This is a genomic window from Pseudarthrobacter sp. AG30 (assembly GCF_003116525.1).
Classification (GTDB): domain Bacteria; phylum Actinomycetota; class Actinomycetes; order Actinomycetales; family Micrococcaceae; genus Arthrobacter.
The window spans coordinates 165,116-191,824 of sequence record NZ_QEHL01000012.1; the positions used below are offsets into that span (position 1 = coordinate 165,116).

Here is a 26,709-nt window from a genome sequence, read left to right on the forward strand (position 1 = left end):
GGCCCCGCCCCTACGCTGGGTGGCTAACGATCTACGATCGTTAGCCACCCAGCTCCGGCAGGCCCGATGCCACTCCCGGGCCCCCTCATCCGCTCCGGCTTAGCGGTAATCTCGCTATACGCTTTTGTACTTTGAAAGGAAACGCCATTGGCTAGCCAGGATTGGGTGGACAAGGATTTTTACAAGATCCTTGGTGTTGCCAAGGACGCTTCCGAAGCCGACATCAAAAAGGCCTACCGGAAGCTTGCGCGGCAGCACCACCCTGATACCAACGCCGGGAACGCTGCTTCCGAGAAGAAGTTCAAGGACATCTCCGAGGCCTACTCGGTGCTCTCGGACCCGGACGAGCGACAGCAGTATGACGCCATCCGCGCCATGGGCAGCGGAGCCCGCTTTGCCCCCGGCGGCGCCGGCGCCCCCAACGGCGGGTTCGAGGACATGTTCGGTGGCCTCTTCACGGGCAACACCGGGCGCCACTCGGGCGGGTTCAACCCGTCCGCAGGCGGCATCCCGCCCGAGTTCGCAGACCTGTTCGGCGGCTTCGGTGGTTCCCCCGGCTTCCAGCGCACGCCGCAGAAGGGTGCCGACCGCACCGCGTCCACCAGCATCTCGTTTGCCGGTTCCATCCGCGGGACCACTATCGGCCTGCGCGAGCCCAGCGGCGAGGTGATCGACGTCCGTGTCCCCGCCGGCATCAAGGACGGCCAGAAGGTCCGCGTCCGCGGCAAGGGCCAGCCGGGTGCGGCCGGCAACGGTGACCTGGTGGTGTCCGTCGCGGTCCAGCCGCATGCGTTCTACACGCGCGACGGCGACAACCTCCGCATCCACGTCCCTGTCACCTTCCCCGAGGCTGCCTTGGGCGCGGACATCGAAGTTCCCACCATTGACGGCGACAAGGTCAAGGTCCGTGTTCCGGCAGGAACGCCGTCGGGCCGCACACTGCGGGTCAAGGGCAAAGGCGTAAAGACGTCCAAGGCGACCGGTGACCTGCTGGTGACCATCGACGTCGCCGTTCCCAAGAATCTCAACAAGGACGCCGAAGCTGCGGTCAAGGCGTTCGCCGAGGCGACGTCGTCGGCGGACGTCCGTGAGGGCCTGGCAGCCAAGGCCCGGCTCTAGGAGCGGAGGTGAGCCGTGGACATCAGTGCTGACCAGCCGATCTTCGTGATCTCCGTGGCGGCCGAGCTTGCAGACATGCACCCGCAGACGCTGCGGCAATACGACCGGCTCGGCATCGTCAAGCCGAGCCGTGCCCCCGGGAAGTCCCGGCGCTACTCGCAGCGCGACGTCAACATGCTGCGGGAGGTGCAGCGGCTGTCCCAGGAGGGGGTCTCGCTGGAGGGCATCAAGCGCATCCTGGAACTTGAAAACCAGGTGGCTGCCCTCCAGAGCCGGATCGCGGAACTCACCGAGGAACTGGGGCGCCGGCCGCGGGCCGTGGACTCGCGCATCTTCGCGGCCGGTGCCGCCGGCGACGTCGTGAGCCTTTCCCGCGGGCAGCGGCCCCGGCCACGGTCGCAGGCCGTCATGCTGTGGCGGCCGCGCGCCATCGGCAAGTAAGTACAGCGGTTGGGTCCCTGCGAAAACTAGAGTACCCACTACTCGTGACCCCAAAGCCTCCCGAACCTTGAATGGAACCATCGCCGGATCAGCGGCGGTGGTTCCGCAAGTTCTGGGGGTTTTCCGTGTTTGGTGCAGTCAGCAACGGTGTCAACCGCAAGGCCCGGCCATGAGCCCGGGCATGGAGTCCGTCGCGGCATTCAGCGGCTCAATGCAGGGCCAGATGCTCCTGGCCCTGGGGCAGACCATTGTGGTGGTCTGCGTCTGCTTCGACATGGTCCGCGAACTGTCCGTCCCGAGGTCGCACCGCCGCTATGTGGCCAGTACCGTGTTCCGGACACTGGCCATCCCGTCCATCGTCGCCAACGCACTAACGGTCTTCGTGGCCCTGGTGATGGCCTCCTGGGTGGATGTGGTGATGGGCATGTTCGTGCTGGTGGCCATCGTCTTCCGGTTCCACCACAACCAGGACGAGGACAACTGGTGGAAAGGCAAGGGTAGGAAGCTCGCCCGCTGGGCCCGCCGGCAGTTCGCCGGCCGGACCGCTGCCGCCCCGGCCCTGGGATAAGCCCCGCAAAGCCCCGGGAGCCCGGCATCGGCAACCTGCGTGCCGGGCTCCCGCTTCAACCTCAGCCGTTGATGACCTGCGGTACCCCGAGTGCTTTGAGCCCTTCCACGCCGAATTCGACGCCGTAGCCGGACTGCTTGGCCCCGCCGAAGGGGATGCGGGGATCCACGGCACCGTGCCGGTTGATCCACACGGTCCCGGCCTGGATGCGGGCGGCCACCTCGCGCGCGGCGGCCAGGTCCCGGGACCAGACCGAGGCGCCCAGTCCAACGTCGAGGGCGTTGGCCTTCTCCACTGCTTCGTCGATGGTGCTGTAGCGGATGATTGGCAGGGCAGGGCCGAATTGTTCTTCGGCGACGAGCGGGTTGTCGTTGTCGATGTCCGCCACCAGGGTGGTGGGGTAGAAGTACCCGGGCCGGCCGGTGTCCGGGTTCCCGCCCAGCAGGATGCGTGCGCCGGAAGCCTTTGCCGCCTCCACGAGGTTCGCGACGACGTCGTACTGGGCCTTGTTCTGCAGCGGGCCCAGCACGTTGTTTTCGTCCAGGCCGTTGCCCATCGGCATGGCCTTGGCGGCGGCGGTGAGTTCCTCGCAGACGGCGTCGTAGATGTCGCTGTGGACGTAAAGGCGCTTGAGGGCGGCGCAGGTCTGGCCGGTGTTGATGAAGGCGCCCCAAAAGATGTCCTGGGCGATGGCCTTGGGGTCGGCGTCGGGCAGGACGATGCCGGCGTCGTTGCCACCCAGTTCCAGGGTGAGCCGCTTGACGGTGTCCGCGGAGGACTTGATGATGGCCCGGCCGGTGGCGGTGGAGCCGGTGAACATGACCTTGCCGATCGCCGGGTGTTCGGCCAGCCGGGCGCCGACGTCGCGGCCGCCGGAGACCACGGTCAGGAGGCCTTCCGGGAGTTCCTCATTAATGACCTTGGCCAGCGCCAGGACGGAAAGCGGTGTGTACTCGGAGGGCTTCACCACGATGGCGTTGCCCATGCGCAGTGCGGGCGCGAGTTGCCAGACGGTGATCATCATGGGCCAGTTCCAAGGCCCGATCGCGCCCACCACGCCGATGGGCCGGTAATGCAGCTCAGCCCGGGTTTCGCCGTCGTCCACGATGGTTTCCGGCTCCAGCGGCAGGCCGGCCGTGGCACGCAGCCACGCCACGCAGGCGCCCACCTCGAACCGGGCGTTGGGGCCGTTCAGTGGTTTGCCCTGCTCACGGGAGAGCAACCGGGCCAGTTCCTCGGCGGAACGCTCGACGGCGTCTGCTGCCTTCAGGAGCGCAGCGGACCGGGCCTCATGGCCCAGCGCAGCCCAGGCCGGCTGCGCGGCGACGGCCGCGGCCACGGCGCTTTCAAGGTCTTCGAGGCCGTGGACGGGAGCTTCGCCGACCGGCTGGCCCGTGGCCGGATCGAGGATGGTCCGGCCGGCGCCGGCAGCGGGGGCAATGGACGCGAGGAGCGCATCGTAGGTTTCCAAGGGGTACTCCACTTCGAGTAGTCAAGGGCGCCAGCCGGGCGGCATAGCGGGTTGCTCCCAGTCTGGTTGAGAGCCCCGTCCCGCTCTTGTCTGTGTGCGCAAAGCCCTTGGACGGCAGCGAACGCAATGTCACGCCAAGCACGTTTTTGCGCAACAGACAGTGGCGCGACCCCGTGTTTCCTGGGTCCCGCCACCGAAGTTGGCCCTAAAGGCTGCCGTGCGTGACGCCGTCGCCCCTTCGGTATTCGGTGTTGTTGGCGGGCTCGCAACCTACCGGGGAAGCGCAGAAGCCACTGTCATGAAAGAAATCCTTGGGGAACAGACGTCAGTAGCTGGCAGGGGTGTCGCCGTCGACGGGTTTGATGTAGTTGGCGGCGAGGGCTTCCGAGCCGCGGGCCAGGAGGGCGACGTCGGCGCCGACCAGGATGAAGTCCGCGCCACACGCCAGGTAGTGCTGGGCGGTGTCGGGGTTGAAGGCGTTGACGCCCCCGGGTTTCCCGGCCGCCTTGACAACGGACAGGCAGTGTTCGACGGCGGCGCGCACCTCGGGGTGTTCCTGCTGTCCCAGCAGGCCCATGGAGGCGGCGAGGTCGGAGGGGCCGACGAAGATGGCGTCCACGCCGTCGACTTTGAGGATGTCCTCCACAGCCTCGACGGCCGCCGTCGATTCAATCTGGACGGTGACGCTGATGGTCTCGCTGGCCCGGGCGAGGTAGTCCGGGACCCGGTTCCAACGGGCGGCACGGGCCAGGGCCGAGCCAACCCCACGGACGCCCTGGGGCGGGTACCGGGTGGCCGCCACCGCCGCCTCCGCTTCCGCCACCGAATTCACCATGGGGATCAGCAGGTTCTGCACGCCGAGGTCCAGGTACTGCTTGATCACCACAGTGTCGTTCACGGGCGGCCGGACCATGGTGTGCACCGGGTAGCCGTGGATGGCTTGCAGCTGCCCCAGGATGGACTCGAGCCCGTTGGGGCTGTGCTCGGCGTCCACCAGGAGCCAGTCCAGGCCCGCACCCGCGCAGAGCTCGGCCACCAGCGGGCTGCCGGAACACACCCACATCCCGGCCAGTGGCCGGCCTGCCTTTCCCTTTTGCCTTTGCGCGGCCAGCGCGGAGCGGAAGGTGTCTTCTATTCGAAGCGGCATGTCACAGCTCCCAGGGGTCCGTAGTCGGCGTGTACCGTATCGCCCTTGTAGACCCAGAGCGGACGGGTGAAGGACCCGGCCAGGATGATGTCGCCTGCCTTGAGCGAGTCCCCGTGCGCGGCGATCTTGTTGGCCAGCCAGTGGACCCCGTTGGCGGGGTGGTCCAGGACGCCGGCGGCCACACCGGTTTCCTCCACGGTCTGGTTCTTGTAGAGGATCGCGGAAACCCAGCGGAGGTCCACGGCGTCCGGCTTCACGGGCCGGCCGCCGATTACCATGGCGCCCATGGCGGCGTTGTCGGAGATGGTGTCCACGATGGTCCGGCCCTCCATCTCGATCCGGGAGTCCAGGATTTCGAGGGCCGGAACCACGTAGTCCGTGGCCTTCAGGACATCGAAGATGGTCACGCCCGGGCCTTTGAGTCCGTCCTTGAGGACGAACGCCAGCTCCACCTCCACGCGCGGGTGGGTGTACTGGTCCCACCGAACGGAGCAGCCGGTCTCCAGCACCATGTCATCGAAGATGGCGCCGTAGTCCGGTTCGGTGATGCCCGTGGCGGCCTGCATGGCCTTGGACGTGAGGCCGATCTTTCGCCCCACCAGGGTCCGGCCGGCGTCCTCGTTGCGGCGCCGCCAGAGCTGCTGCACCGCGTAGGAATCCTCCACCGTCATCTCCGGGTACCGGGCGGTCAGGCGGGGGACAGGGGTGCGGGTCCGGCCGGCTTCCACCAGCTCGTCCGCGATGGCCTCAATCGTCGTGGGCTCCAGCATGGCTAGACCTGGACTCCCAGCTTGAAGCCCGTCCGGTCGCCTTCGGGCGAGCCGTCCTTGCGGGTGTAGGAGAAACCGTCGGCGCCCACGGTGACCGCCATCTCGGACTTTTCCTCGCGGATGATGACCGGCTGTGGGTTGCCGTCCAGGTCCAGGACCAGGGAGGCCTCGGTGTACCAGGAGGGGACCACGGGGTTGCCCCACCAGTCGCGGCGCTGGTTGTCGTGGACGTCCCAGGTGATGGTGGGGTTGTCCGGGTCGCCGGTGTAGTAGTCCTGGGTGTAGATCTCAATGCGGTGGCCGTCCGGGTCCAGGATGTAGAGGTAGAACGCGTTGGACACGCCGTGCCGGCCGGGGCCGCGTTCGATCCGGTCGCTGATGCGCAGGGCGCCCATCTTGTCGCAGATTTGGATGATGTTGTGCTTCTCGTGCGTGGCGAACGCGACGTGGTGCATGCGCGGGCCGTTGCCGCCGGTCAGGGCGGTGTCATGGACGGTCTGCTTGCGGTGCATCCAGGCGGCGTAGGTGACGCCGTCGGCATCCTTGATGTCCTCGGAGACGCGGAAGCCCAGGTCCTCCAGGTATGCCCGGCCGCGCGGGACGTCCGGGGTGACCTGGTTGAAGTGGTCCAGGCGGACCAGTTCACCGGCGGAGTAGAGGTCGTAGCGCTGGGTGAGCCGCTCCACGTGCTCCACGTCGTAGAAGAACTCGTACGGGAAGCCCAGCGGGTCCTCCACGCGCACGGAGTCGCCCACGCCCTTGGTGAAGCCGTCCTTGCGGCGTTCCACCCGGCAGCCGAGTTCGCGGTAGTAGGCCTCGGCGGCGTCCACCTCGGCGGGGGACTTCACCCGGTAGGCGAAGGCGGCGACGGCGGCGATGGGTCCCTTGCGGAGCACCAGGTTGTGGTGGATGAACTCCTCCAGGGACCGCAGGTAGATCGCGTTGTCGTCTTCCTCGGTGACGTGCAGGCCCAGGACGTCGACATAGAACTCGCGGGACCTGGCGAGGTCGGTGACCACGATCTCCATGTAGGCGCAGCGGACAATGTCCGGTGCCGGGACGGTGGGGGTGGGAACGAAGTTGGTCATGGGATTCTCTCTTCTTTGAAAGGGGGCTGGCTAGGCGCCGAATTTGGGGGTGTGGACGGTGCCGAGGGTGATGTGCACGGCCTGCTGGTCGGTGTAGAAGTCGATGGAGCGGTAGCCGCCCTCGTGGCCCAGGCCGGAGGCCTTGACGCCGCCGAAGGGGGTGCGCAGGTCGCGGACGTTGTGGCTGTTCAGCCACACCATGCCGGCTTCGACGTTCTGCGAGAAGTTGTGGGCGCGGGTCAGGTTCTGGGTCCAGATGTAGGCGGCGAGCCCGTACTTGGTGTTGTTCGCCAGGGCGAGTGCCTCCTCGTCGGTCTCGAACGGGGTGATGGCCACGACGGGTCCGAAGATCTCCTCCTGGAAGATCCGGGCGTCAGGGGCGACGTCGGCGAACACCGTGGGTGCGATGTAGTTGCCTTCGGGCAGGTGGTCGGGGCGGCCGCCGCCGGCCAGGAGCCGGCCTTCGGACCTGCCGATCTCCACGTAGGAGGCCACCTTCTGGTAGTGCTCGGGGTGGACCAGGGCGCCCACCTGGGTCTTGGGGTCGTGCGGATCGCCCACCACGATGTTCTTTGCCCGGGCGGCGTACTTCTCGCAGAATTCGTCGTAGATGGCGCGCTCCACCAGGATGCGTGAGCCGGCGGTGCAGCGCTCGCCGTTGAGGGAGAAGACTCCGAACAGGGCGGAGTCGATCGCGGCGTCCAGGTCGGCGTCGGCGAAGACGACGCAGGGGGACTTGCCGCCGAGCTCCATGGACAGGCCCTTCAGGTTCGCGGCGGCGTTGCGGAAGATGGTCTGGCCCGTGGTGGTCTCGCCGGTGAAGGAAATCAGGGGAACATCAGGGTGCTTGACCAAGGCGTCGCCGGCTTCTTCGCCGAGCCCGTTGACCAGGTTGAAGACGCCGTCCGGCAGGCCCGCCTCCTTGAAGATGGTGGCCCACAGGGAGGCGGACAGCGGGGTGAACTCGGCCGGTTTGAGGACCACGGTGTTGCCGGTGGCCAGGGCCGGGGCGAGCTTCCAGGACTCCAGCATGAACGGCGTGTTCCACGGGGTGATGAGGCCGGCCACGCCGATCGGCTTGCGGTTGACGTAGTTGATCTGCGAGCCGGGGACCTTCATGGCGTCGTCGAACTGGGCCACGATCAGGTCCGCGAAGAACCGGAAGTTCTCCGCCGCACGGAGGGCCTGGCCCTTGGCCTGGGTGATGGGCAGGCCGGTGTCGAACGTTTCCAGTTCGGCGAGCCGGGCTTCCTGGGCCTCGACGGCGTCGGCGATCCGGTTCAGGATGCGGGCGCGTTCCCGGGGCTTCATCTTCGGCCATGGGCCGTTCTTGAAGGCTTCGCGGGCCGCGGCGACGGCGAGGTCGATGTCCTCTTTCTGGCCGGCGGCGGCGGTGGCGTAGTTCCGGTTGGACACCGGGTCCAGGACGTCGAAGGTCGCCCCGCCCACGGAGTCCACGAACTTCCCGTTAATGAAGTGCTGGATATGGGTGGGCAGGTCCTCAGGGACGTAGTGCGTGCTGGTTTCTACCGAGGTCGTCATCGTTGAAGTCCTATCTGGGGGTCAGGGGTTGTTGGCCTGGGCGAGGTAGGCGTCCAGGGTGGCGGAGCGGTGGAGCCGGGCCGCCTTTTCGATCTGTTCTGCGTCCGCGCCTGTTTCGATGAGCTTCAGCAGGTTCTCGTGTTCCTCCACGGAGTCGCGGGCGCGGCCGGGGACAAAGCGGAAGGTGGAGGACCGGAGCGAGGCGAGCCGGTTCCAGCCGCGGTGCACCAGGTCCAGGATGTGCGGGTTGGGGCAGTGCTCGAACAGGACGCTGTGGAAGTCCTGGTTCAGCCGGGTGAACCGGACAGGGTCGAAGTGGTCCAGGCACTCGCGCATTTCCTGGTTCACGGCGCGGGCCCGGGCGATGGCCGCCGGGTCGATCAGCGGGGCCGAGAGGGCTGTGGCGGCACCCTCGACGATGCTCAGGGTCTGCATCGTGTAGAGGTATTCGGTGGGGTCGATGCCGGCCACGGTGGCGCCGACGTTTCGCTCGAACGTCACCAGGCCCTCGGCCTCCAGCCGGCGGATGGCTTCCCGGACCGGGACCACGCTGACGCCGAGGTCCTTCGCAATGGAACCCAGGACCAGGCGGTAGCCCGGCGTGTAAGTGCCTTCCACGATGCGGGCCTTGACGGCCTGGTATGCCTGCTCGGACTTGCTGCCGGGAGTGGCAGCGGGGAGGTCGGTCGCCGTGTCAGTCATTGGCCTGCCCTTCCCATGCCTTGTACTTTGCCTGCCACTCTTTGTTCATCGGGTAGAGCCCGTCAACGCTGTTGCCCTGCTTGACCATCTCGAAGATGAAGGCTTCTTCCTTTTCCTGCTGGATGCAGTCCTCAACGAGTTCTTCGGCGATGGCGGGCGGGATCACCAGGACGCCGTCGGAATCGGCCACGATGATGTCGCCGGGCTGGACAGTGGCGCCGCCGCAGGCGATGGTGATGTCGGTGTCCCACGGGATGTGCCGGCGGCCCAGCACGGCCGGGTGCGGGTTGGCGAACCAGGTGGGCATGTCCAGGCCGGCTACCGCGGTGTAGTCGCGGACGCCGCCGTCGGTGATGATGGCTGCGGCGCCGCGGACCTGGGCACGCAGGGCCAGGATGTCGCCCACCGTGCCGGTGCCTTTTTCGCCGCGGGCTTCCATCACCAGGATTTCGCCCTCGTTGACGGAATCGATGGCGCGTTTCTGGGCATTGAAGCCGCCACCGTGGATCTTGAAGAGGTCCTCGCGGTTGGGAACATAGCGCAGGGTCCGGGCCAGGCCCACCACGCGGCGGTCCGGTCGGGTGCCCTGAAGGCCGTCGATGCTGACGTTATTAAGGCCGCGCTTACGCAACTGTGAGGACAGCGTGGCGGTGGCAACGGATTCGAGCTTGGCTTTCAGCTCCGGGGACAGGGCCGGCGCGACGGCGGCAGGAGCCTGGGCTTGTTCAGCAACGGGTGCCAGCCCGGCGGCCTCGCGGGAGCCATAGGCTTCCTCCCGCTGCAGGTCATCCACCTTGGGCTGGGCACCAAAGTCGGCGAACGTCGTCGTGCCTTCTTCAACGGTGGTGACCAGCCGCCCGGTGCTGAGGCTGCCGTCGATAGTCTCCACTTCCACTTCCAGGACGTCGCCCGGCGTCGCCACGGACGCCCCTGCCGGGGTGCCGGTAAGGATGAGGTCCCCTTCTTCGAGGGTGAGCAGCTGGGACAGGTCCGCCACCAGGCGGGCGAAGGGGAAGAGCAGGTCCCCGGTGGTGTCGTCCTGGACCAGTTCACCGTTGTGCCAGGTGCGGATGCGAAGTTTTGAAGGGTCGACGGCGTCTGCCGGAAGAAGTGCCGGGCCCACGGGGGTGAACCCGTCGCCGCCCTTGGACCGGAGGTTGGAGCCCTTGTCCGCCCAGCGCAGGTCATAGACGCCGAGGTCGTTGCTGGCGGTGACGGCGGCAACGTGGCTCCAGGCGTCCTCGATCGCAACGCGGCGGGCGGCCTTGCCGATGATGAGCGCAATTTCGCCTTCGTAGCCGAGCAGTTCGCAGCCGGCCGGGCGCTCCACGGGGCTTCCGCTCAGGGCCAGCGAGCTCGAAGGCTTGAGGAAGTAGGACGGCTGCGCCGGCGTGCGGCCGCGCTGGGCAGCGCGGCTGGGGTAGTTGATGTGCACCGCGACCACCTTGCGGGCTGCTGCCAGGGTGTCGCCGTTGACCTGCTCCAAAGCCTTCTCCTCATCAGGTACGAAATCGTATACGATCACTATCACGCATGCTGCCGCATCCGTCAACCCCCGGAATTCCGCTGGTACGCGGGCGTCCCCGGCGGTACTTGTCGCCCGCGTCACATCCGGCGTACAGTGGAAACCAGGCTCCTGATTTTCTATTATCGAATCTCCAGTTCTCATATAGAACACATGCGGAGATCATCATCCACAACGAAGTGAGGCATCCCGTGCAGTTCCACCACCACGGATACGTATCCGGCGACCCCCGCGTCCAACCGGCGGCCGGCGTCGGCCTGAACCGCCCCGAGGAGCTCCCCGAGGAAGTGGACGTTCTCATCGTGGGCACCGGCCCGGCGGGAATGCTCGCCGCCGCTCAGCTCTCCATGTTCCCCAACGTGAGCACCCGCATCATTGAACGCCGCCCCGGCAGGCTCGCCATCGGCCAGGCGGACGGAATCCAGGCCCGCAGCGTGGAGACCTTCCAGGCGTTCGGGTTCGCGGAGCGCATCATCGCCGAGGCCTACCGGATCACCGAGATGGCCTTCTGGAAGCCGGACCCCGCCAACCACGCCAACATCGTCCGCACCGCCCGCGCCGTGGATGACGAAATGGGCATCAGCGAGTTCCCGCACCTGATCGTTAACCAGGCGCGCGTGCTGGACTACTTCGCCGAGTACATGGCCGACGCACCCACCCGGATGAAGCCCGACTACGGTTACGACTTCCAAGGACTGGAGGTCACCGGCGAGGGTGACTACCCGGTCACCGTGCGGCTGGTCCACACCTCCGGCCCCAAGGAGGGACAGGAGCGGGTAGTCCGCGCCAAATACGTCGTGGGTGCCGACGGCGCCCGCAGCAAGGTCCGCCAGGCGATCGGCTGCACGCTCGCCGGGGACCAGGCCAACCACGCCTGGGGAGTCATGGACACCCTCGCCGTCACCGACTTCCCGGACATCCGGACCAAATGCGCCATCCAGGGCGCCGAGGGCAGCATCCTGCTCATTCCGCGCGAAGGAGGCCACCTCTTCCGCATGTACGTGGACCTGGGGGAAGTGGACCCGAACAGCCAGCACTCCATCCGCAACACCACCATCGAGGAGATCATCGCCAAGGCGAACGCCATCCTGCACCCGTACACGCTGGACGTGCGGAACGTTGCGTGGCACAGCGTGTACGAGGTGGGGCACCGCCTCACGGACCGGTTCGACGACGTCCTGCCGGCCGACCGCGGCACGCGAACCCCGCGGGTCTTTATCACCGGCGACGCCTGCCACACCCACAGCGCCAAGGCCGGCCAGGGCATGAACGTTTCCATGCAGGACGGCTTCAACATCGCTTGGAAGCTGGGGCACGTCCTCGAGGGCCGCAGCCCGGAAAGCCTGCTCTCCACCTACTCGGAGGAGCGCCAGGTGGTGGCAAAGAACCTCATCGACTTCGACAAGGAATGGTCCACCATGATGGCCAAGAAGCCGGAGGAGTTCGAGCACCCCTCCGACCTTGAGGACTTCTACGTCCAGACCGCCGAGTTCCCGGCCGGGTTCATGACCCAGTACGCGCCGTCGCTGATTGTTGGCGGCACCGACCACCAAGACCTGGCCACAGGCTTCCCCGTGGGCAAGCGTTTCAAGTCCGCACCGGTGGTCCGCGTGGGGGACACGAACCCCATCCATCTGGGCCACCACGCCACAGCGGATGGACGGTGGCGGATCTACGTTTTCGCCGATCCCGCGCTGCCCGGCACCGGTTCCGCCACGGACTTGCTCGCCGAGTGGTTCGCGAACTCGTCGGAGTCCCCGCTGGCCGCCACGCCTTCCGGCGCCGACCTGGATGCGTGGTTCGACCTGAAGGTCATCTACCAGCAGCCGCACACCGCCGTCGACATCAATGCCGTGCCCGCCGTGTTCAAGCCCCTGGTGGGCCCCTTCAAGCTGACCGATTACGAGAAGGTGTACGCCACGGACCCCAAGGCGGACATCTTCGACGCGCGCGGCATCGACCGTGCCGGCGCCGTGGTGGTGGTCCGCCCCGACCAGTACGTGGCCAACGTCCTGCCGCTCACCGCAACGGCGGAGCTGGGTGCGTTCTTCGGGCCCTTGCTAAACCGCCCGGCACCCGCGCAGGTACCGCGTCAGGCGGTGGCTGCCGCGGCCCGGTAGTCCGCGGCCGGGTACACGCCGAGGATCCGAACCTCGGTGGTGAAGAAGTCCAGTTCCTCGAGGGCCAGCTTCAGCGGCAGGTCCTCGGGGTGGCCTTCCACGTCGGCCATGAACATGGTGGCCGCGAATTCGTTGCCCACCATGTAGCTCTCGAGCCGTGTCATGTTGACGCCGTTGGTGGCGAAGCCGCCCAGCGCCTTGTACAGCGCGGAGGGGACGTTGCGGACGCGGAACACGAAGCTGGTCACCGCCGGTCCGGGCAGCTCGTCCTTGGCCGGAAATGCCGTTTCCCGGGCCAGGACCACGAAGCGGGTGGTGTTGGAAGGGTCGTCCTCCACGCGCGAGGCCAGCACCTCAAGGCCGTAGATCTGCGCCGCCAGCGGGGGAGCCAAGGAGAGCTTGCGGGGATCGTTCCACTCGGCAACTTCCCGGGCGGACCCGGCGGTGTCGCCGGCGATGACGGGCTTGAGGCCGTGCTCGCGGATCAGCTTCCGGCACTGGCCCAGGGCGTGGATGTGGCTGTGGACTTCCGTAGCCGCTTCGATGGTGCTGCCGGGGATGCCCAGCAGGTCGAAGTGGATGGGCAGGAAGTATTCGCCCACGATCTGCAGGTTGGACTGCGGCAGCAGGATGTGGATGTCCGCCACCCGGCCCGCGATGGAGTTCTCGATCGGGATCATGGCCAGGTCGGCTTCGCCGGTGGTCACCAGTTCGAACGCGTCCTCGAAGCTGGCGCACGGCACGCTTTCGACGTCGGGAAACATCTGCTGACACGCGATATTGGAGTTGGCGCCGGGCTCACCCTGGTACGCAATCTTGGAGGCCATGATCCGTATGGTTTCACGCCCCGGCGCCAGCTCCCAATTACTGCGACGTAACGCGCAGCCAGAGGTACTGCCGGGGGAGGAGCGTGACGCCGTCGTGCAGGTGCAGGCCGGCTTCGGAGAAGAGGTCGACGGCGGCAGGGGAGAATCCGCCGAAGGTTTCTCCGGGCAGCGCCTGGGGTGAGTCGCTGAAGTTGGCGAGCGCCAGGACCGTGCTGCCGCCGTCCGGACCGCTTGGGCGCTGGTAGCCGAGCACCGAGCGGTTGTTCGTGCGGAAATCGACCAGCGTGGTTCCGGCAAATTCCGGGGTGCCGGCGCGGACCTCGACCATCCGCCTGAGGCCCGCGTAGATTGCCCCTTCCGGTGTGGCGGGATCGAGGCGGCGGCCGTATTGTTCCGCCGGGAAGTGCGGGCGGTGCACCCAGCGGCTGTCTTCGCCATGGCCCGGTTCGGAGGCGTAGGAATAGTCGTTGAGCTGCCCCACCTCGTCGCCCAGGTACAGCAGCGGCACGCCGCCGGTGCTGAACGGCACCGAGTGGGCCAGGAGGATCCGTTCCACTGCCTGGGACGGGTCAACCTCCATCCCGCACAGGGACGCCGTCGTGCCGGAAATCCTGCAGTCACCCGTCTTGGGGTTGTCCTGGAACGGGACGCCGCGGGCGAAGCTGCCGGGGAACCGGTTGACGTAGAAGGAGTTCAGGAAGCGGCGGTGGTCGAAGCCGTTGATGCCCAGTTCGGCGGCGTCCTCGTCGGCGAAGGTCCAGCCGATGTCGTCATGGCTGCGGATATAGTTCACCCAGGCGGTGCCGTCCGGGATGTTGTGCCTGCGCTCCAACGCCTGGGACAGGAGGGACACGTCCCTGGTGGCCAGGGACTCCCAGATCAGGGCCATCTGCAGCGGGTTGTAGGACAGCTGGCACTCTGCCGGGTCGATGTACAGCGCCACCTCGTCCGGGTGCACGATCGCCTCGGACTTGAACAGCAGCGAAGGCGCCGCCAGCCGGCACACCGCGTTGAAGGCCCGCAGCAGCGTGTGCGCCTGGGGCAGGTTCTCGCACGGGGTGCCCAGCTGCTTCCAGATGAAAGCCACGGCGTCCATGCGCAGGATGTCCACACCCTGGTTGGCCAGGAACAACATCTCGCCCGCCATGGCCCGGAAGACCTCGGGATTGGAGTAGTTCAGGTCCCACTGGTACGTGTGGAAGGTGGCCCAGACCCACCGGCCGTCATCCATCCGGATAAAGGACCCCGGGTGGTTCTCGGGGAAGATCTCGCGGACGTTCGCCTCGAAGGCGTCAGGCATGGTCCGGTCGGGGAAGATCCAGTAGTAGTCGCTGAACTCCGGGTCCCCCGCGGCAGCTTTGCGCGCCCACTCGTGTTCGTCCGAGGTGTGGTTGAAGATGAAGTCCACCACCAGGCTGATCCCGTTGGCCTTCAGTTCGGCCGCCAGGCCGCGCAGTTGCTCCATGGTGCCCAGCTTCGGGTTGACCTCGCGGTAGCTCGACACCGCGTAACCGCCATCCGAGTGGGGTTCGGGTGCCAGGAACAGGGGCATGAGGTGCAGGTAGGTGAGGCCCAGCTCCTTGAAATACGGGATGCGGGCGCGTACCCCTTCCAGGCTTTCCGCATAGCGGTCCACGTAGCACACTCCGCCCAGCATGCGGTTGGACTGGAACCAGTCCGGCTCTTGTTCGCGGCCGGCGTCCAGGGCCTTCAGTTCCGGGGAGCGCTCCTGCCAGGACCGGGCACTCTGGACCACCAGGGCGGCCAGCTGGTCCAGCCAGTCCCGGCGCGCACCGTAGAGGGAGTGGAACAGGCTGCGCAGGGTGGGGAAGTGTTCATCGAGCCGCCGGTCAAAGTCCGGGTCCGGGCGCAGTCCAAGCTCCCGTTCCCGTGCCACCGCGGACAGCACCTGCCGGCGCGCTTCTTCGTCCTCGTTGACGTGTTCCTGCATGTGACCGGCCCCTTCCGCAACTCCGCCGGACGTCCCGGCCGCGCACCTGTACGGAAGTATTCCACGTCACACGGGACCGGGCACGGACTGTCTTGGTGCGCCGCTTCCGTAGTACGGGGCCGGTGCCCCGATCCCGTCCTCCTTCAGGCCTACCGCTTGCAGGACGGGGTGGCGGCACCAAGCCTCGAGTGCGGGTGAGTCTTCACCGGCACAGACGGTCGTAATCCGGAACGTGTGGCTCTCGCCGGGCAGCAACGACACACACTGATCCGACACACTTGCAGCAGGATCAAGCCGGTCTGCTTGAAGGACGAGGTCACGGACGACGGTAAGGGCCGTGACCGTCACGTCTATGCCGTCCGGAACCCGAATTGACCGGGCGGTGACCCGGGCCGGCGTCGTGATCCGGTCCTTGTCTTCGCCGAAGAAATACAGCAGCCGCCCCGAACCGCTGATGTCCGCGCCCCGGATCGCCAGCACCGCCGCGGAGGGCAGGCCTGTTTCCTGCATCTCCAGCGGCACCGGAACCTCAACCGTCCCCCGCGGTGGGACACGGAAATCGAATTGACCCGACGCCTCGACGGGCAGGGCCCGACCGTCGGCCGCCGCCGGCGGCCAAGCAGAGAGCAGCTCCAGGCCGACAGTCCCTTCCCACGCCCGCGCAGAATCGTTGACCAGTACCAGGGCAAGCGAGCCACCCCGGGGCTGGACCGTCGCAAGACGCGGCCGGTAGGCCTCCCGGATCGCAAACCACAGCGGTTTTGGCCGTCCGTCGCCATCGACGGCGGCCCAGGAGACCACCGGCCAGCAGTCGTTGAGCTGCCAGACGATGGAGCCGGCACACCGGGGCCATCCGGCACGGAAGTGCTCAATGCCGAATTTGATGGCGCGGGCCTGGTTGACCTGGGTGAGGAAGTGCCATTCCTGGAAATCGCTCGGCATGGGCAGATGCGCTGACAGCCCACGCTGGAGCTTGGCCCCGCCGTCCTCGGCCTTTTGATGCTGTTGGAAGGCGGGGGCGTCGAGGTCCAGCTCGGCCGGTTCCAGGGCCCGGGTCAGGGTGGACCAGTTGGGCGGACCCTGGTAGCCGAATTCGGAGACGAACCGCGGGTTCCAGTCGGCGTAGCGCACGTAGTCGTCCTGGTTCCAGACGTCCCAGATGTGCACATTTCCGTGCCGCGGGTCGTTGGGGTGCCGCTCCGGATCGCCGGAATATGGGCTGCCGGCCCAGTAGGGCCGCGCTGGGTCCAGCTCGGCGACAACAGCAGGCAAAAGGTCCGTGTAATAACGCCGGCCCCATCCCCGGCCGTCCAGTTCCTGTTTCCAATTCCAGTCCCAGAAGCCCCAGATGCACTCGTTGTTCCCGTTCCAGAGCACCAGGCTTGGGTGGTGCATGAGGCGTACCACGTTGTCCTGCGCCTCCCTGGCCACCTCGTCGTAGAGCGGGCCTTCCTCGGGATATCCGGCGCAGGCGAAGAGGAAGTCCTGCCACACGAGGAGCCCCAGGCTGTCGCAGAGCTCATAGAACGCATCCGACTCGTAGATGCCGCCGCCCCAGACGCGCAGCAGGTTCATGTTCGCGGCCGTTGCCTGGGTGAGGCGTTGGCGCAGCCGGTCCTCGGTGATGCGGGAGGGGAAGCAGTCGTCGGGGATCCAGTTGGCACCCTTGACGAAGATGTCGATGCCGTTGATGGCGAAGACAAAGCTGCTTCCGGCCTCGTCCGGTTCGGGTTTCAGCTCGAACTGGCGGAATCCGATCTTCTTGGACCACGCGTCCAGGCGGCGTCCGTCAGCCTGCAACGTCACCGTGAGTTGGAACAGCGGCTGCTCGCCCATGTCATGCGGCCACCACAAGTCCACGTCGGAGAGTTCGACGACGGCGCGGGCCGTCGTGGACCCGGGGTGCAGGAGAACCGATGCGGACCGCCCGCCGCACTCAATCGTGAGCGTTAGTTCGCGGGCCGCCGCCCCGGCGGCCCGCGCAACCTCGACGTCGACCTCGATGCGGGCTTCGCCTCGGGCCGGCAGGCCGCCGTCGGGCTCTTGCGCTGCCGTGGTTGTGATGGACGGGCGAACCGTGTGGAGGCGTGCCGTATCGTACCGCCTGATGCTCACCGGCCGCCAAGGCCCGGCGGTGACCAGGTTCGGTCCCCAGTCCCAGCCGAAGTTGCAGGCTGATTTGCGCACGTACTGGAACGGCTCCGGGTTCCCGTTCGGCTGCACCCCGGCCGCCGCCCGGATGCCCTCCGCGTAGTCGCGCACGTTCAAGAAGGTGATGGTGAGATCATTGGCGCCGGCCCGGATCCGGTCCGTCACGTCGACGACGTAGCTGCGGTGCTGGTTGAAAGTCCGAGCCACTTCCTGTCCATTCACCCGCACGACGGCGACCGTGTCCAGTCCGTCGAACACGAGCTCGGTCCGCCGGGAATCGGCAGGGTCATGCGTGAAGGTGGTGGCGTACTCCCATTCGCTGCGTCCCACCCAGTGCTGGAGCTCCTCGTTCTGGCCCACGTAGGGGTCGGCTATCCGCCCGTTCTCCAGCAGAACCGTGTGCACGACCGAGGGGACGGTTGCCGGCAGCTTCCACTTCTTGGCTCCGGCCGGGGCGCCGGGTGCCGGGGATGCCGGCCGAACCGTCCATCCGCTGGTGAGCTCGGTGGATTCGATCATGGGGGTGGCCTATTCAGTCGACGTCCGGTAAAAGTACATCTCCCGGGACCCGGACGGGGCGTCCCAGCCTTGGGCGAACATCCATGTTCCGGCGTACTGGGTGAGGCCGCCCCAGGCCAACGATCCACCCCGGTGCACCTCTTTTTGGGTGAATGGCGCGTCCAGGTCGTACAACGCCTGCGCGGCGGAAAATTGACCGTCGACATCGCCGTAGACGAAGTCCAGGACCAGCCTGGGCCCGGCGCCGTCGTCCTCCACCACGATTGCGCACGCCACTTCGTGCAGTGATCCGCCAAGCGGGCCCAGGTCGAGGTATTCCTGCGGCTCGAAGGCCCAGTTCACCAGGTTGTCGGAGCGTCCGACGTGGGTCTTGCCCCCGCACCCCTCGGACAGGTACATCAGGTAGGACCCGTCAATCTTCACGGCTTCGCCGCGGGCGTTCCGGGGGATCACGGCGCCCTTGGCCCAGTACCGGGATACCTCGTGCGGTACGGCCAGGCCAAGCTTCTCCCAGTGGAGCAGATCGTCGGATACCGCCACGTTGATATCGCACCCGACCTCCCCGAGCGGGTAGGCCGCGGGGTCCTGGCCGTCGATCTGATCGGTGCTGTCGATGGTCCAGATCCCGTTGTAGAACATGTAGTATCGGCCGTTGGCCTGGTACACCTTCGGGTCCTCGCAGCCGAGGATTTCGTTGTCCTGGGTGGGGTAGATGACGGGGTTGGACGGGTTGTCCTGCCACCCGGCCTCCGGATCGTAGACCGCCACGCCGATGCGGCTGGAGACCGACTCCTTGCGGGGGGAGGCCCGGTAGAACAGGTAGAGCTTGCCGTCCCGCTCGATGACGGAGGGGTTGAAGATGGAGTCCGCGGTCCAGCCGATGCCGGTGGGGTCCTCCCAATCGTTGACCTGCCGGAAGGTCAGGGCATCGTCTTTGCGGAACGGACCCACGGCCCAGGCGGGATGTTCAGGGTAGGCGGCGGAAAACTGGTCGGTGGAGATGGTGTCCGTCAGGGGGTTGCTGAAGGTGAGCGCCCCCTGGTAGCTGTCGGCCAGAGCCTGCGTGGTGATTTTCTGCATTGCTTTCTTCCTGTATTTCAGTGCTGGACTAGTTGCGGACCAGGGTCACCCAGGTGAAGCCGCCCGGAGCGACAGTCACACGGCCGGAGTGGTCCTGGCCGTTGTAGTTGGGGTCCCGGGGAACGGGCCGGCCCTCGGCGTCAAACGCCTGCTGGCTTAAGTGGAAGCCTTGGGGCAGGTCCACTTTTCGTTCCACGGTGTTCGGTGCCGCGCTGACGTACAGCGTCGACGCACCTCCTTGGCCGGATACGGACACCGAGGAAATTTGGGGCTGGAGCAGGACACCGTCGATCGCAACGTCGCCGTCGGTCTTCCCCGAGATGCTGCCGGCGCCCGCAGGAAGAACCCGGTCCAGGGAGAACGGAAAGAGGATGCCGGGCGCCGCCGTAATGCCCTGTGCGCCGGCGCCGCCGTTCGGTGTGCTGCCGAGCGGTGCGCGCCCGGAGGTCCAGGATGTGGTGCCGGCAGCTTCGGGCCGTTGGTTGACGATGGGGTAAACGTTCCTGTCCTGGTCCGCTGCCGGGACGGGAATCGTGAGGGTTCCTCCGGCTTTGAGGGCTACGTAAGCCCCGCCGGACCAGTTCGCCTCCCCTGTCCACGCGGACGCAGGTTTGACGACGCCGCCGTTGGTGAACGATCCCGCCTCGGCTTCGGCCACCGTGAGCCCGTCGGTGCCCACGGTGTGGCTGATACCAAGGGCCTTGGCCTTGAGCGCAGGATCGGCGTCCAGGGCAAGCATCGAGAGCAGGGTGTGAATGGTGGATTCGGCCCCGGAATTGGGGTTGATGCGGCCGTCGGTTTCGATGCCGTCGATGGCGGTTCCGGTCGCGGGGTTGTAGGCGGGTTTGCCGCTGCGGTTTGCACCGAAGTACCAACCGGCTGCCACCGCTGCAACGTCGAGCAGCCCCGGGGCGTCCGCGGCTTCCGCCGTCGCCACGAGCCCCTCGATCCGGGAATCCACTCCGTAGGCGATCTGCGCTTCGCCGGGCACCGGGCTCCATGCATTGCTGGGTCCGCCTGCCGCGAGCAGCTGGGGGGTGAACTGGGCGGAGTCCTTCACCGCCGCGTCCAGGAGATCCGGCCGCTGCAGTTGGGCCGACGCCGTGGCGACGGCGGCCGGGGCCATGCCGCCCCAGGCGTGCCACAGGGTCCTGGACTGGCTCCAAGGAAGGATCGCGCCATAGGGCCACTGCCGGGCAGCTCCCGAGGACATGGCGGCGATGCCCTCGGTGAGCTCCCGCAGCGCCGCGGTGGCGGCCCCGTCGGCGGGTGCGGCCTTGGCGTATGCCGCAAGTCCCAGTACGGCCTCGGCCGAAGCGTCTGCTCCGCCGGTGATGAGCCAGGCCGGGACCTTGGCGCCTTCGGCGACGTCGTACTGTCCGTATTTGGCCAGGGACTGCCGGTTCAGGGACGCGACGGCGAGGTCCAGCCGGGACTGCAGGAACGCGGCAAACTGCGGGTCTGCGGATTTGAAGGCGGCGTACCCTTCGCCGAGCGCCCACACTGTCCGCGCCAGCCAGTATGACTCGGCCGAATCACTGGGGTCCGGGAGTTCCACCGGTTTGGCGCTCGGGGTGAGCGAGCCGTCCGGCTGCTGCCAGAGCACCACGTTGCCCGCGTTCGGGCCGCTTGACGTCTGCAGGAACGTCAGCTCGCGCAGCACATCAAAGGCCCGGTCCTTGCTCGAGGTGTCTCCGGTCTGCTGCCAATGCCGTAGATAGACCACCGCCGTCCGCGCGATGTCGTCTGCGTTGAAGGCGCCCTGGCTCCAGTACCCGCTCCCCGGGTCCAGCGTCCCGCCCCCGACGCGGCTGTAACTTCCGTCCGCGTTCTTGTTGGCGTAGGTCCACGGCGCCTTGGCGGCGGGCCGCTCACCGATCTGGTAGGTGGTGTGGCCCTCCACCGGATTCAGCGGAACGGTGTCCAGCAGGAAGTCCAGATGGGCCAGATTGGTCAGCGGCGCCGGGGAGGCCGCGGCCGGGGCCGGCGCGGGGGCTGGCTCAGTGGCAGAGGCAACCCCTGCCCCGGCCAGGAGCACGGACAGGGCCGCGACGACGGCCACGGGAGCGGTTTTGAGGCGGGCGTTAACGGCGTGACGGGTCATGTCTAACTCCTGTAGCCGGGGTGGACGGGATTGCCTGGGGGCGCGGTGGTGGTTAGACCCGGTCCAGCCTGGCGACGCCGATCTTCGAGTCAGCCATGCCGTAGAAGACGAACAACTGGTCGCCAATTTTCTCGATGGCGGTGGGAAACACAACGTTGGGCACGATGCCTGACGTTTCTTCCTGGGTTTCCGGAGCCAGGAGCGGCTTGTCGCTGCGGGCGATGACTTTGGAGGGGTCATCGGCGTCGAGGATCATGGCAGCGGCGGTGTAGTTGACGTTTTGCTGGTGGTCGAAGGCCGACTTTTCCATTTTCCCGGAGACGCCGTGGTGGATCAGCAGCCAGCCTTCATCGACGCGGATGGGCGCCGGACCGCCGCCGATTTTGAGTTCCTCAAACGGGAACTCGCTGTACGCTACGGGCCGGTGCTTGGCCATGTGCACGAGGTTTCGGATGTCCTTTTCGACGTCCTCCACGGGAACGTAGGAGATCCAGATGCCGGGTCGGTTGTCCGTGATGCCGGCCGGAAGGTGTTCCCCTTCCCCTTGCCGGATCCAGCCCAGGTCCCACATGGGGCGGTGCAGCATCGCATAGGAAAGGACGCCGTCCGGATCCTTGATCGGTTCCGGGAAGAAGACGGCATCCTTGTTCGCGAAAAGGTTCAGGTCCATGGAGAGATCGGCTTGGTACTCGAAGTGGCACGGCCCCAGGCGTGTCCAGTCGCGCAGGTCCCCGGAGCAGGCGAAGGCCAGGCGCGGGCCCAGCGGGCCATAGGCTACGTAGGTCATGAGGTGCTTGCCCAGCGAGGGTACCCACGTGGTCCGGGGATCCTCCGTGCCGGCGTTGTTCGTGCCGCGTTCCCAGCCTTCGTCGGGAGCCAGGACCACGCCTTCGCGTTCCACGCCGGTGGGTACGCCGTCCTCGATGATGATCCGGGCAATTCCGACCCGGGAGACGTTGCCCTTCGCGACGAGCCGCGGCAACAGGTAGAGCTCACCGTCGGGTCCCCGGCCGGAAGCCGGGTTGAGCACGCCCTCGGCTTCGAATGCATTGCCCGCCTCGGGGGTCATGATGACGCCGGCACGGGTGAGGGTGAACGGAACGGAGGGCAGTGTGGGGGAAGAGGAAGTCATAGGTGATTAGCCCTTTACGCTTGATCCGATATTGGTGGAAATGAATTGGCGTTGGAAGAAAATGAAGAGCGCGACGGCAGGTGCCGCGAGGACGCACGCGCCGGCGAGAATGGCGCCGAACGGGTTTGCAGCCGTGGAGGCGATATTGGAGATGTAGTTCGCGAGTGAGACCGCCAGCGGCTGCAACGCCTGGTCTTTGGTGACCAGGAACGGCCAGAGGAACTCGTTCCAGGGGCCAATGAAGGTCAGCAGGACCGCGGTGACGATCGCGGGCCGGACCAGGGGGATGGCGATCTGCCAGAGGATCCGCAGTTCGCTGGCCCCGTCGATCCGCGCCGCCTCGAACAAGGTGGAAGGCAGCTGCATGAAGTACTGCCGGAAGACGAAGACAGCCGTCGAGTTGATGGCGAACGGCAGGATCATCCCCAGGTAGTTGTCGCCCAGGCCGTAGTCGCGGACGATCATCACGTACAGCGGGATCAGCAGGAGCTGGAACGGAACCATCTGCACCAGCAGCATCATTCCGAAGACGACGCCGCGGCCGCGGAACTGCATCTGTGCCAGTGCGTAACCCACCAGCAGGCCAAAGATGACGGTGAAGAGGATGACCCCGCCGGTGAAGATGCCTGAGTTGGCCAGCCCCTGCAACAGGTTGATGGAGCCGTTGATGTTGGTGTAATTTTCCCCGGTCAGGTTGCCCGGGTTGGGGAATGCGCCGCCCACCGAGGTGTCCGGGTTGGTCTGCAGCGAGCCGATGAACATGTAGTAGAAGGGGAACAGGAAGACGAACGCGCCGACGGCGAGGAGCAGGAAGCTGCCCATGCCAAGGTGCCGCCGCGTTTCCACGGCCCCCGCGCCGGTCTTCCTGACCCGCACGGGCCGCGCCCCGCCGTCGTCCGGGGTCTTCAGTGGCTTTGCCAGGGACATCTCAGTCCTCCTTTCCGCCGACGAGGCGCTTCTGGATCAGGGCAATCAGCAGGACGCCGATCACCAGCACGACGCCCAGGGCGGCGGCGACGTCCGGGCTTCCCTGCAGGATCCCCTTCTGGTACATCAGGAACACCGGGGACGCGGAGGCCCCGTCCGGTCCGCCGCCGCCGGTCAGCAGGTAGGGCTCGGTGAAGAGGTTCGCGCCCGTGATGGTGGCGAGCAGGGTGACCAGCACGGAGGCCGAGCGGACACCCGGCACGGTGATGTTCCAGAACTGGACCCACTTGTTCCCGCCGTCCACCGAGGCTGATTCGTACAGCTCATCGGGGATGTTTTGCAGCGCCGCAAGGTAGAGCAGGATGAAGAATCCCAGCTGCTTCCATGTCACATACAGGGCCACCGTTGGCATGGCCAGCCAGTTGTTGACCAGCCACGACGGGTTGGGTGCCAGTGGCCCCAAGAGGGAGTTGACCAGGCCGCCTTGCTGGAACAGGAACAGCCAAACGCCGACGACGGCGACGCTGGCGGTCACGTACGGGACGTAGTAGCTGACCCGGAAGAAGGTCCGCAATTTCTGCACCCGGTTCAGTGCGTTCGCGAGGACCAGGGACAAGCCCACGGTGAGCGGGACGTTGATGACCAGGAAGATGCCGATACTGACGAACGAGCGCTGGACCGCAGGGTCCGAAAGGACGGTGATGTAGTTGTCCAGCCCGACGAACGGCCGGTCCACCTGCACGCCGGGGGCGGTGAAGAAGTACTGGTGGAAGGAGATCCAGACGGCGTAGCCCAGGGGGAAGGCCAGGACGCCGAGGACGTACACCACGTAGGGTGCGCTGAACAGCAGGCCCAGCGGCTGGCGGCCCAGGAAGTTCTTGCGCTTCCCGGCACCGCCCGCCGGCCGGACCGCCGTCGTGTCCCGCTGCGCAGCCGGGCTGCCTTTGATGGAGCGGAGTGACATGGGACAGTCCGTTACTTGGTGGCAGCCAGTTGGTTGATCTTGTCCGAGGCGGACTTGAACGCGTCATCGATGCTCTGGTTGCCGAAGATGACCGACTTGTTCCACGCGTCGCGGAAGGTCTGCCAGATCTGCACGGAGTTGGTGACGTTGGGGACCTCCACCGTGCGGCCGGCCTGGTCGGCGAAGTTCTTGTAGAGCGGGTTCTTGGTGAAGAAGTCTGCGTAGGCGGTCGTCAGGTCCTTCCGCATCGGCATTTGGCCGGTCTCCGAGAGGAGCTTGCCGTCCTCGTCCTTGCTGGTGGCGAACTTCAGTACCTCCCAGGCAGTGCCCTGGTTCTTGCAGGCCGAATAGATCGAGACGTTCTTCGCGTCGGAGAAGGTGTACGACTTGTCCTGCTGCTGGGCACCCGGAATCGGCACCGCTCCCCAGTTCACCTTGTCCTTGTAGGAGGCGATGGCCCACGGACCGGCCAGCGCCATGGCGGACTTGCCCTCGGCGAAGGAGTCTCCCTGGTAGGTCTCCTTGGAGGCCAGGTCTTCCTTGTAAAGGCTCTGGAACATGCCGGCCACTTGCTTGCCCTGATCGCTGTCGAAGGTGGATTTGCCGTCCTTGATCAGCTGCGAGCCCTGCGTGTTGGCCGCGTAGAACGGGTAGAAGTCGAACCAGGACTGGAAGTAGTCGCTGGCCGGGGACGGCCAGATGGCTTTCTGTGCGGCGCCGGATTTCACGAGCGTACGGGAGGCGTCCAGCAACTCCTGTTGCGTGCCCAGCTTCGGGTTCTCCGGGTCCAGGCCCGCCTTCTTGAACAGGTCCTTGTTGTAGAAGAGCACCACGGGGTTGGACTTCCACGGCAACTGGTAGGTCTTGCCGTCAGAAGACTTGTACTGGTCGGCCAGGTCGCCCGTGCGGTCCTTGATGTACTGGGCGCCGTCCGGGAAGGAGTCCAGCGGCACGAGTCCGCCTTGCTTCTGGAACTGCGGTACCGCTACAGGGGCCGTGTTGAACACCAGGCAGGGAGCGTTTCCGGCCGTGATGGCCGCCCCAATGGTTTCCTCTGAGCTCTTGCCGGCCGGGATTTCCTGGGCATCCACCTGTTGGTCCGGGTGCGCCGCGTTCCACGCAGCCACCATTTCCTTGCCCCACTTCACCTCGAACTCGTTGTTGGAGTACCAGATCTTGATGGGGCCTTTGGCCGTCGTGGCCGACGACGCGTCCGAGCTTCCGCCGGCCTGGCTGCCGCAGCCGGCCAGGCCGGCGCCCATGATGGTGAGGGCGGCCACGGACAGTAGGCGCGTGGCAGTATTGATGCGCTTCATTGCGACTCCTTGGGGAGGGATTAATGGGGTTCGGGGTAGTGGGATGTTGTGGTGTCAGGAACTGCGGAGCGGTTCCGTGGGGGTGGCAGGGACCGGCCCGGTGGAAGCCCTGACGATCAGCCGTGGTGAAGGAAGCGTGATGTCCTCCACGCCGCGCGGGGCGGCAAGCTGATTCAGCATGAGCTGGGCGGAAGCCCGGCCCCACAGCATTGGATCTGTTGCAAGCGTGGTCAGCGGCGGATTCAGGTACTTTGTGAATTCCGCATTGTCGTAGCCGGTGATGGAAAGATCGCCCGGCACGCTGAGGCCCATGGACTGCGCATAGGATTGCCCGGCTGTGGCCATGAGGTCATTGGCGTACACGATGGCCGTGGGCCGGTCGGGCCTCCGCAGCAGGTCAGCGGTGGCCGCGACGCCGCCTGCAGCGGTGAAGTCCGCAGCGGCAAAGAGGTCCGGCTGGAGGCCGGCGCCCCTCAGGGCATCCTCCCAGGCTTGGCGGCGGCTCCGGCCGTGGATATATTCCTGGGCCCCGCCCACATGGGCTATGCGGCTGTGGCCAAGTTCCATCAAGTGCTCGACAGCGGCCACGATCCCTTCCGACTCTTCGACAGATACCGCCGGGAACGGCGATGCCGCGTCCGGCCGGTTCAGCGTGACGGCGGGAAGTTTGAGTTCGAGCATCAGCGCGATCCGGGAGTCGTCGTGGCGGACGTCCGTAAGGATGAAGCCGTCAACCCTGCCGTTATCGACCAGTTTCCGGTAGCAGCGTTCCTCCGCGCCGGGTGCTGTGGCGACACTGAGGACGAGCGCATACTCGTGCTCGGCCAGGGCGGTTTCGATGCCCGCTATGAAGGCCGGAAAGAAGGGGTCCGTTCCCAGCAGCAACGGATCCCTGGCGACAACGAGGCCCAGCGCGTACGCCTTCGACGACGACAAGCCCTTGGCCCGGAGGTTTGGCGTCCACCCAAGTTCCTTTGCCACCCTGAGGATCCGGTCACGGGTCTCCTGGCTGACTCCCGGCTGGCCGTTCAAGGCATACGAGACGGCTCCCTTGCTGACGCCGGCAGCCTGCGCAACGTCGTTGATGGTTACTGTCATGTTTGCCTCAAAATGCCTGGTGATATGAATCACTGAACCGGTTTTGTTGTATTCACTAAACCGGTTCAGCTCTTATCTGTCAAGAGGCGGGGCGGAGAAAGCTCGCGGGCGGCGCTGCAATGAGGGTTTTGTTTGGTGGCGCCGAGG

General features: G+C 66.4%; 21 protein-coding genes. 4 read left to right on the forward strand and 17 right to left on the reverse strand.

Annotated features, from left to right (window positions below; translation table 11 throughout):
- The first annotated feature begins 147 nt into the window (after positions 1-147).
- From DC347_RS11480 to DC347_RS11490, 3 genes are all read left to right on the forward strand, one after another.
- Positions 148-1,119 (forward strand): DnaJ C-terminal domain-containing protein, encoded by a 972-nt coding sequence (locus tag DC347_RS11480; protein ID WP_206073924.1) that lies wholly within the window; start codon positions 148-150, stop codon positions 1,117-1,119.
- Positions 1,120-1,134: 15 nt separating this feature from the next.
- Positions 1,135-1,560: a heat shock protein transcriptional repressor HspR gene (locus DC347_RS11485; protein WP_018760757.1), complete on the forward strand. Its 426-nt coding sequence runs from the start codon at positions 1,135-1,137 to the stop codon at positions 1,558-1,560.
- Positions 1,561-1,729: 169 nt separating this feature from the next.
- Positions 1,730-2,128: a hypothetical protein gene (locus tag DC347_RS11490; RefSeq protein WP_231369837.1), complete on the forward strand. Its 399-nt coding sequence runs from the start codon at positions 1,730-1,732 to the stop codon at positions 2,126-2,128.
- Positions 2,129-2,189: 61 nt separating this feature from the next.
- Here DC347_RS11490 and DC347_RS11495 read toward each other — a convergent pair whose 3' ends face one another.
- The 7 genes from DC347_RS11495 to DC347_RS11525 form a co-directional block, all read right to left on the reverse strand.
- Entirely contained in the window at positions 2,190-3,599 is a 1,410-nt protein-coding gene (locus DC347_RS11495; RefSeq protein ID WP_109045522.1) for an aldehyde dehydrogenase family protein, read from the reverse strand.
- A gap of 325 nt (positions 3,600-3,924) precedes the next feature.
- On the reverse strand, positions 3,925-4,746 hold the full coding sequence (locus tag DC347_RS11500) for an HpcH/HpaI aldolase/citrate lyase family protein (RefSeq protein WP_206073925.1): 822 nt from the start codon (positions 4,744-4,746) through the stop codon (positions 3,925-3,927).
- Complete coding sequence (hpaH, locus tag DC347_RS11505) at positions 4,731-5,516, reverse strand: 2-oxo-hept-4-ene-1,7-dioate hydratase (protein ID WP_109045524.1); 786 nt, start codon at positions 5,514-5,516, stop codon at positions 4,731-4,733. The genes DC347_RS11500 and hpaH overlap by 16 nt, the downstream gene beginning before the upstream one ends.
- 2 nt (positions 5,517-5,518) lie before the next feature.
- Positions 5,519-6,604, reverse strand: coding sequence for a 3,4-dihydroxyphenylacetate 2,3-dioxygenase (gene hpaD, locus DC347_RS11510; RefSeq protein ID WP_018760762.1), 1,086 nt, complete (start codon positions 6,602-6,604; stop codon positions 5,519-5,521).
- 30 nt (positions 6,605-6,634) lie between these two features.
- Entirely contained in the window at positions 6,635-8,146 is a 1,512-nt protein-coding gene (hpaE, locus tag DC347_RS11515; RefSeq protein ID WP_109045525.1) for a 5-carboxymethyl-2-hydroxymuconate semialdehyde dehydrogenase, read from the reverse strand.
- Between the two features lie 21 nt (positions 8,147-8,167).
- Positions 8,168-8,848, reverse strand: coding sequence for a GntR family transcriptional regulator (locus DC347_RS11520; protein WP_018760764.1), 681 nt, complete (start codon positions 8,846-8,848; stop codon positions 8,168-8,170).
- Entirely contained in the window at positions 8,841-10,334 is a 1,494-nt protein-coding gene (locus tag DC347_RS11525; protein WP_109045748.1) for a fumarylacetoacetate hydrolase family protein, read from the reverse strand. Before DC347_RS11525 ends, DC347_RS11520 begins: the two co-directional genes overlap by 8 nt.
- Positions 10,335-10,564: 230 nt before the next feature.
- On the opposite strand from DC347_RS11525, the gene DC347_RS11530 reads away from it, so the two are divergent.
- Entirely contained in the window at positions 10,565-12,493 is a 1,929-nt protein-coding gene (locus DC347_RS11530; protein ID WP_109045526.1) for an FAD-binding monooxygenase, read from the forward strand.
- Here the strand turns inward: DC347_RS11530 and DC347_RS11535 are convergent.
- The 10 genes from DC347_RS11535 to DC347_RS11580 all read right to left on the reverse strand — a co-directional run bounded on the left by DC347_RS11535 (position 12,466) and on the right by DC347_RS11580 (position 26,562).
- The gene (locus tag DC347_RS11535; RefSeq protein ID WP_109045527.1) at positions 12,466-13,320 is read right to left on the reverse strand and encodes a prephenate dehydratase; all 855 of its coding nucleotides are present in this window, start codon (positions 13,318-13,320) and stop codon (positions 12,466-12,468) included. The two genes, DC347_RS11530 and DC347_RS11535, sit on opposite strands and share 28 nt — an antisense overlap.
- 37 nt (positions 13,321-13,357) lie before the next feature.
- Entirely contained in the window at positions 13,358-15,271 is a 1,914-nt protein-coding gene (locus DC347_RS11540) for an amylosucrase (protein ID WP_109045528.1), read from the reverse strand.
- Positions 15,272-15,337: 66 nt separating this feature from the next.
- Positions 15,338-17,941 carry a glycoside hydrolase family 2 protein gene (locus DC347_RS11545; RefSeq protein WP_109045529.1) on the reverse strand — a complete coding sequence of 868 codons (2,604 nt, stop codon included), beginning with the start codon at positions 17,939-17,941 and terminating at the stop codon, positions 15,338-15,340.
- 9 nt (positions 17,942-17,950) lie between these two features.
- Entirely contained in the window at positions 17,951-19,021 is a 1,071-nt protein-coding gene (locus DC347_RS11550; protein ID WP_109045530.1) for a family 43 glycosylhydrolase, read from the reverse strand.
- Between the two features lie 28 nt (positions 19,022-19,049).
- Positions 19,050-21,125 carry a hypothetical protein gene (locus tag DC347_RS11555; RefSeq protein WP_109045531.1) on the reverse strand — a complete coding sequence of 692 codons (2,076 nt, stop codon included), beginning with the start codon at positions 21,123-21,125 and terminating at the stop codon, positions 19,050-19,052.
- 52 nt (positions 21,126-21,177) lie between these two features.
- A complete protein-coding gene (locus DC347_RS11560; protein WP_109045532.1) occupies positions 21,178-22,257 on the reverse strand; it encodes a glycosidase in 1,080 nt (359 codons plus the stop codon).
- A gap of 6 nt (positions 22,258-22,263) precedes the next feature.
- Positions 22,264-23,079, reverse strand: a complete 816-nt coding sequence (locus tag DC347_RS11565; protein ID WP_109045749.1) for a carbohydrate ABC transporter permease — start codon at positions 23,077-23,079, stop codon at positions 22,264-22,266.
- Between the two features lie 106 nt (positions 23,080-23,185).
- Entirely contained in the window at positions 23,186-24,148 is a 963-nt protein-coding gene (locus DC347_RS11570) for a carbohydrate ABC transporter permease (protein WP_109045533.1), read from the reverse strand.
- A gap of 11 nt (positions 24,149-24,159) precedes the next feature.
- Positions 24,160-25,464, reverse strand: a complete 1,305-nt coding sequence (locus DC347_RS11575; RefSeq protein ID WP_109045534.1) for an extracellular solute-binding protein — start codon at positions 25,462-25,464, stop codon at positions 24,160-24,162.
- Positions 25,465-25,518: 54 nt separating this feature from the next.
- Complete coding sequence (locus DC347_RS11580) at positions 25,519-26,562, reverse strand: LacI family DNA-binding transcriptional regulator (RefSeq protein WP_109045535.1); 1,044 nt, start codon at positions 26,560-26,562, stop codon at positions 25,519-25,521.
- Between the last annotated feature and the right edge of the window lie 147 nt (positions 26,563-26,709).

Excerpts from the sequence above, each read along its gene's own strand:
- DC347_RS11550 (WP_109045530.1), bottom strand. The coding sequence starts at position 19,021 with ATGCAGAAAATCACCACGCAGGCTCTGGCCGACAGCTACCAGGGGGCG.
- DC347_RS11500 (WP_206073925.1), bottom strand. The coding sequence starts at position 4,746 with ATGCCGCTTCGAATAGAAGACACCTTCCGCTCCGCGCTGGCCGCGCAA.
- DC347_RS11575 (WP_109045534.1), bottom strand. The coding sequence starts at position 25,464 with ATGAAGCGCATCAATACTGCCACGCGCCTACTGTCCGTGGCCGCCCTC.
- DC347_RS11540 (WP_109045528.1), bottom strand. The coding sequence starts at position 15,271 with ATGCAGGAACACGTCAACGAGGACGAAGAAGCGCGCCGGCAGGTGCTG.
- DC347_RS11490 (WP_231369837.1), top strand. The coding sequence starts at position 1,730 with ATGAGCCCGGGCATGGAGTCCGTCGCGGCATTCAGCGGCTCAATGCAG.
- DC347_RS11545 (WP_109045529.1), bottom strand. The coding sequence starts at position 17,941 with ATGATCGAATCCACCGAGCTCACCAGCGGATGGACGGTTCGGCCGGCA.
- DC347_RS11555 (WP_109045531.1), bottom strand. The coding sequence starts at position 21,125 with ATGACCCGTCACGCCGTTAACGCCCGCCTCAAAACCGCTCCCGTGGCC.
- DC347_RS11570 (WP_109045533.1), bottom strand. The coding sequence starts at position 24,148 with ATGTCACTCCGCTCCATCAAAGGCAGCCCGGCTGCGCAGCGGGACACG.
- DC347_RS11560 (WP_109045532.1), bottom strand. The coding sequence starts at position 22,257 with ATGACTTCCTCTTCCCCCACACTGCCCTCCGTTCCGTTCACCCTCACC.
- hpaD (WP_018760762.1), bottom strand. The coding sequence starts at position 6,604 with ATGACCAACTTCGTTCCCACCCCCACCGTCCCGGCACCGGACATTGTC.
- DC347_RS11565 (WP_109045749.1), bottom strand. The coding sequence starts at position 23,079 with ATGGGCAGCTTCCTGCTCCTCGCCGTCGGCGCGTTCGTCTTCCTGTTC.
- DC347_RS11580 (WP_109045535.1), bottom strand. The coding sequence starts at position 26,562 with ATGACAGTAACCATCAACGACGTTGCGCAGGCTGCCGGCGTCAGCAAG.
- hpaH (WP_109045524.1), bottom strand. The coding sequence starts at position 5,516 with ATGCTGGAGCCCACGACGATTGAGGCCATCGCGGACGAGCTGGTGGAA.
- hpaE (WP_109045525.1), bottom strand. The coding sequence starts at position 8,146 with ATGACGACCTCGGTAGAAACCAGCACGCACTACGTCCCTGAGGACCTG.
- DC347_RS11535 (WP_109045527.1), bottom strand. The coding sequence starts at position 13,320 with ATGGCCTCCAAGATTGCGTACCAGGGTGAGCCCGGCGCCAACTCCAAT.
- DC347_RS11520 (WP_018760764.1), bottom strand. The coding sequence starts at position 8,848 with ATGACTGACACGGCGACCGACCTCCCCGCTGCCACTCCCGGCAGCAAG.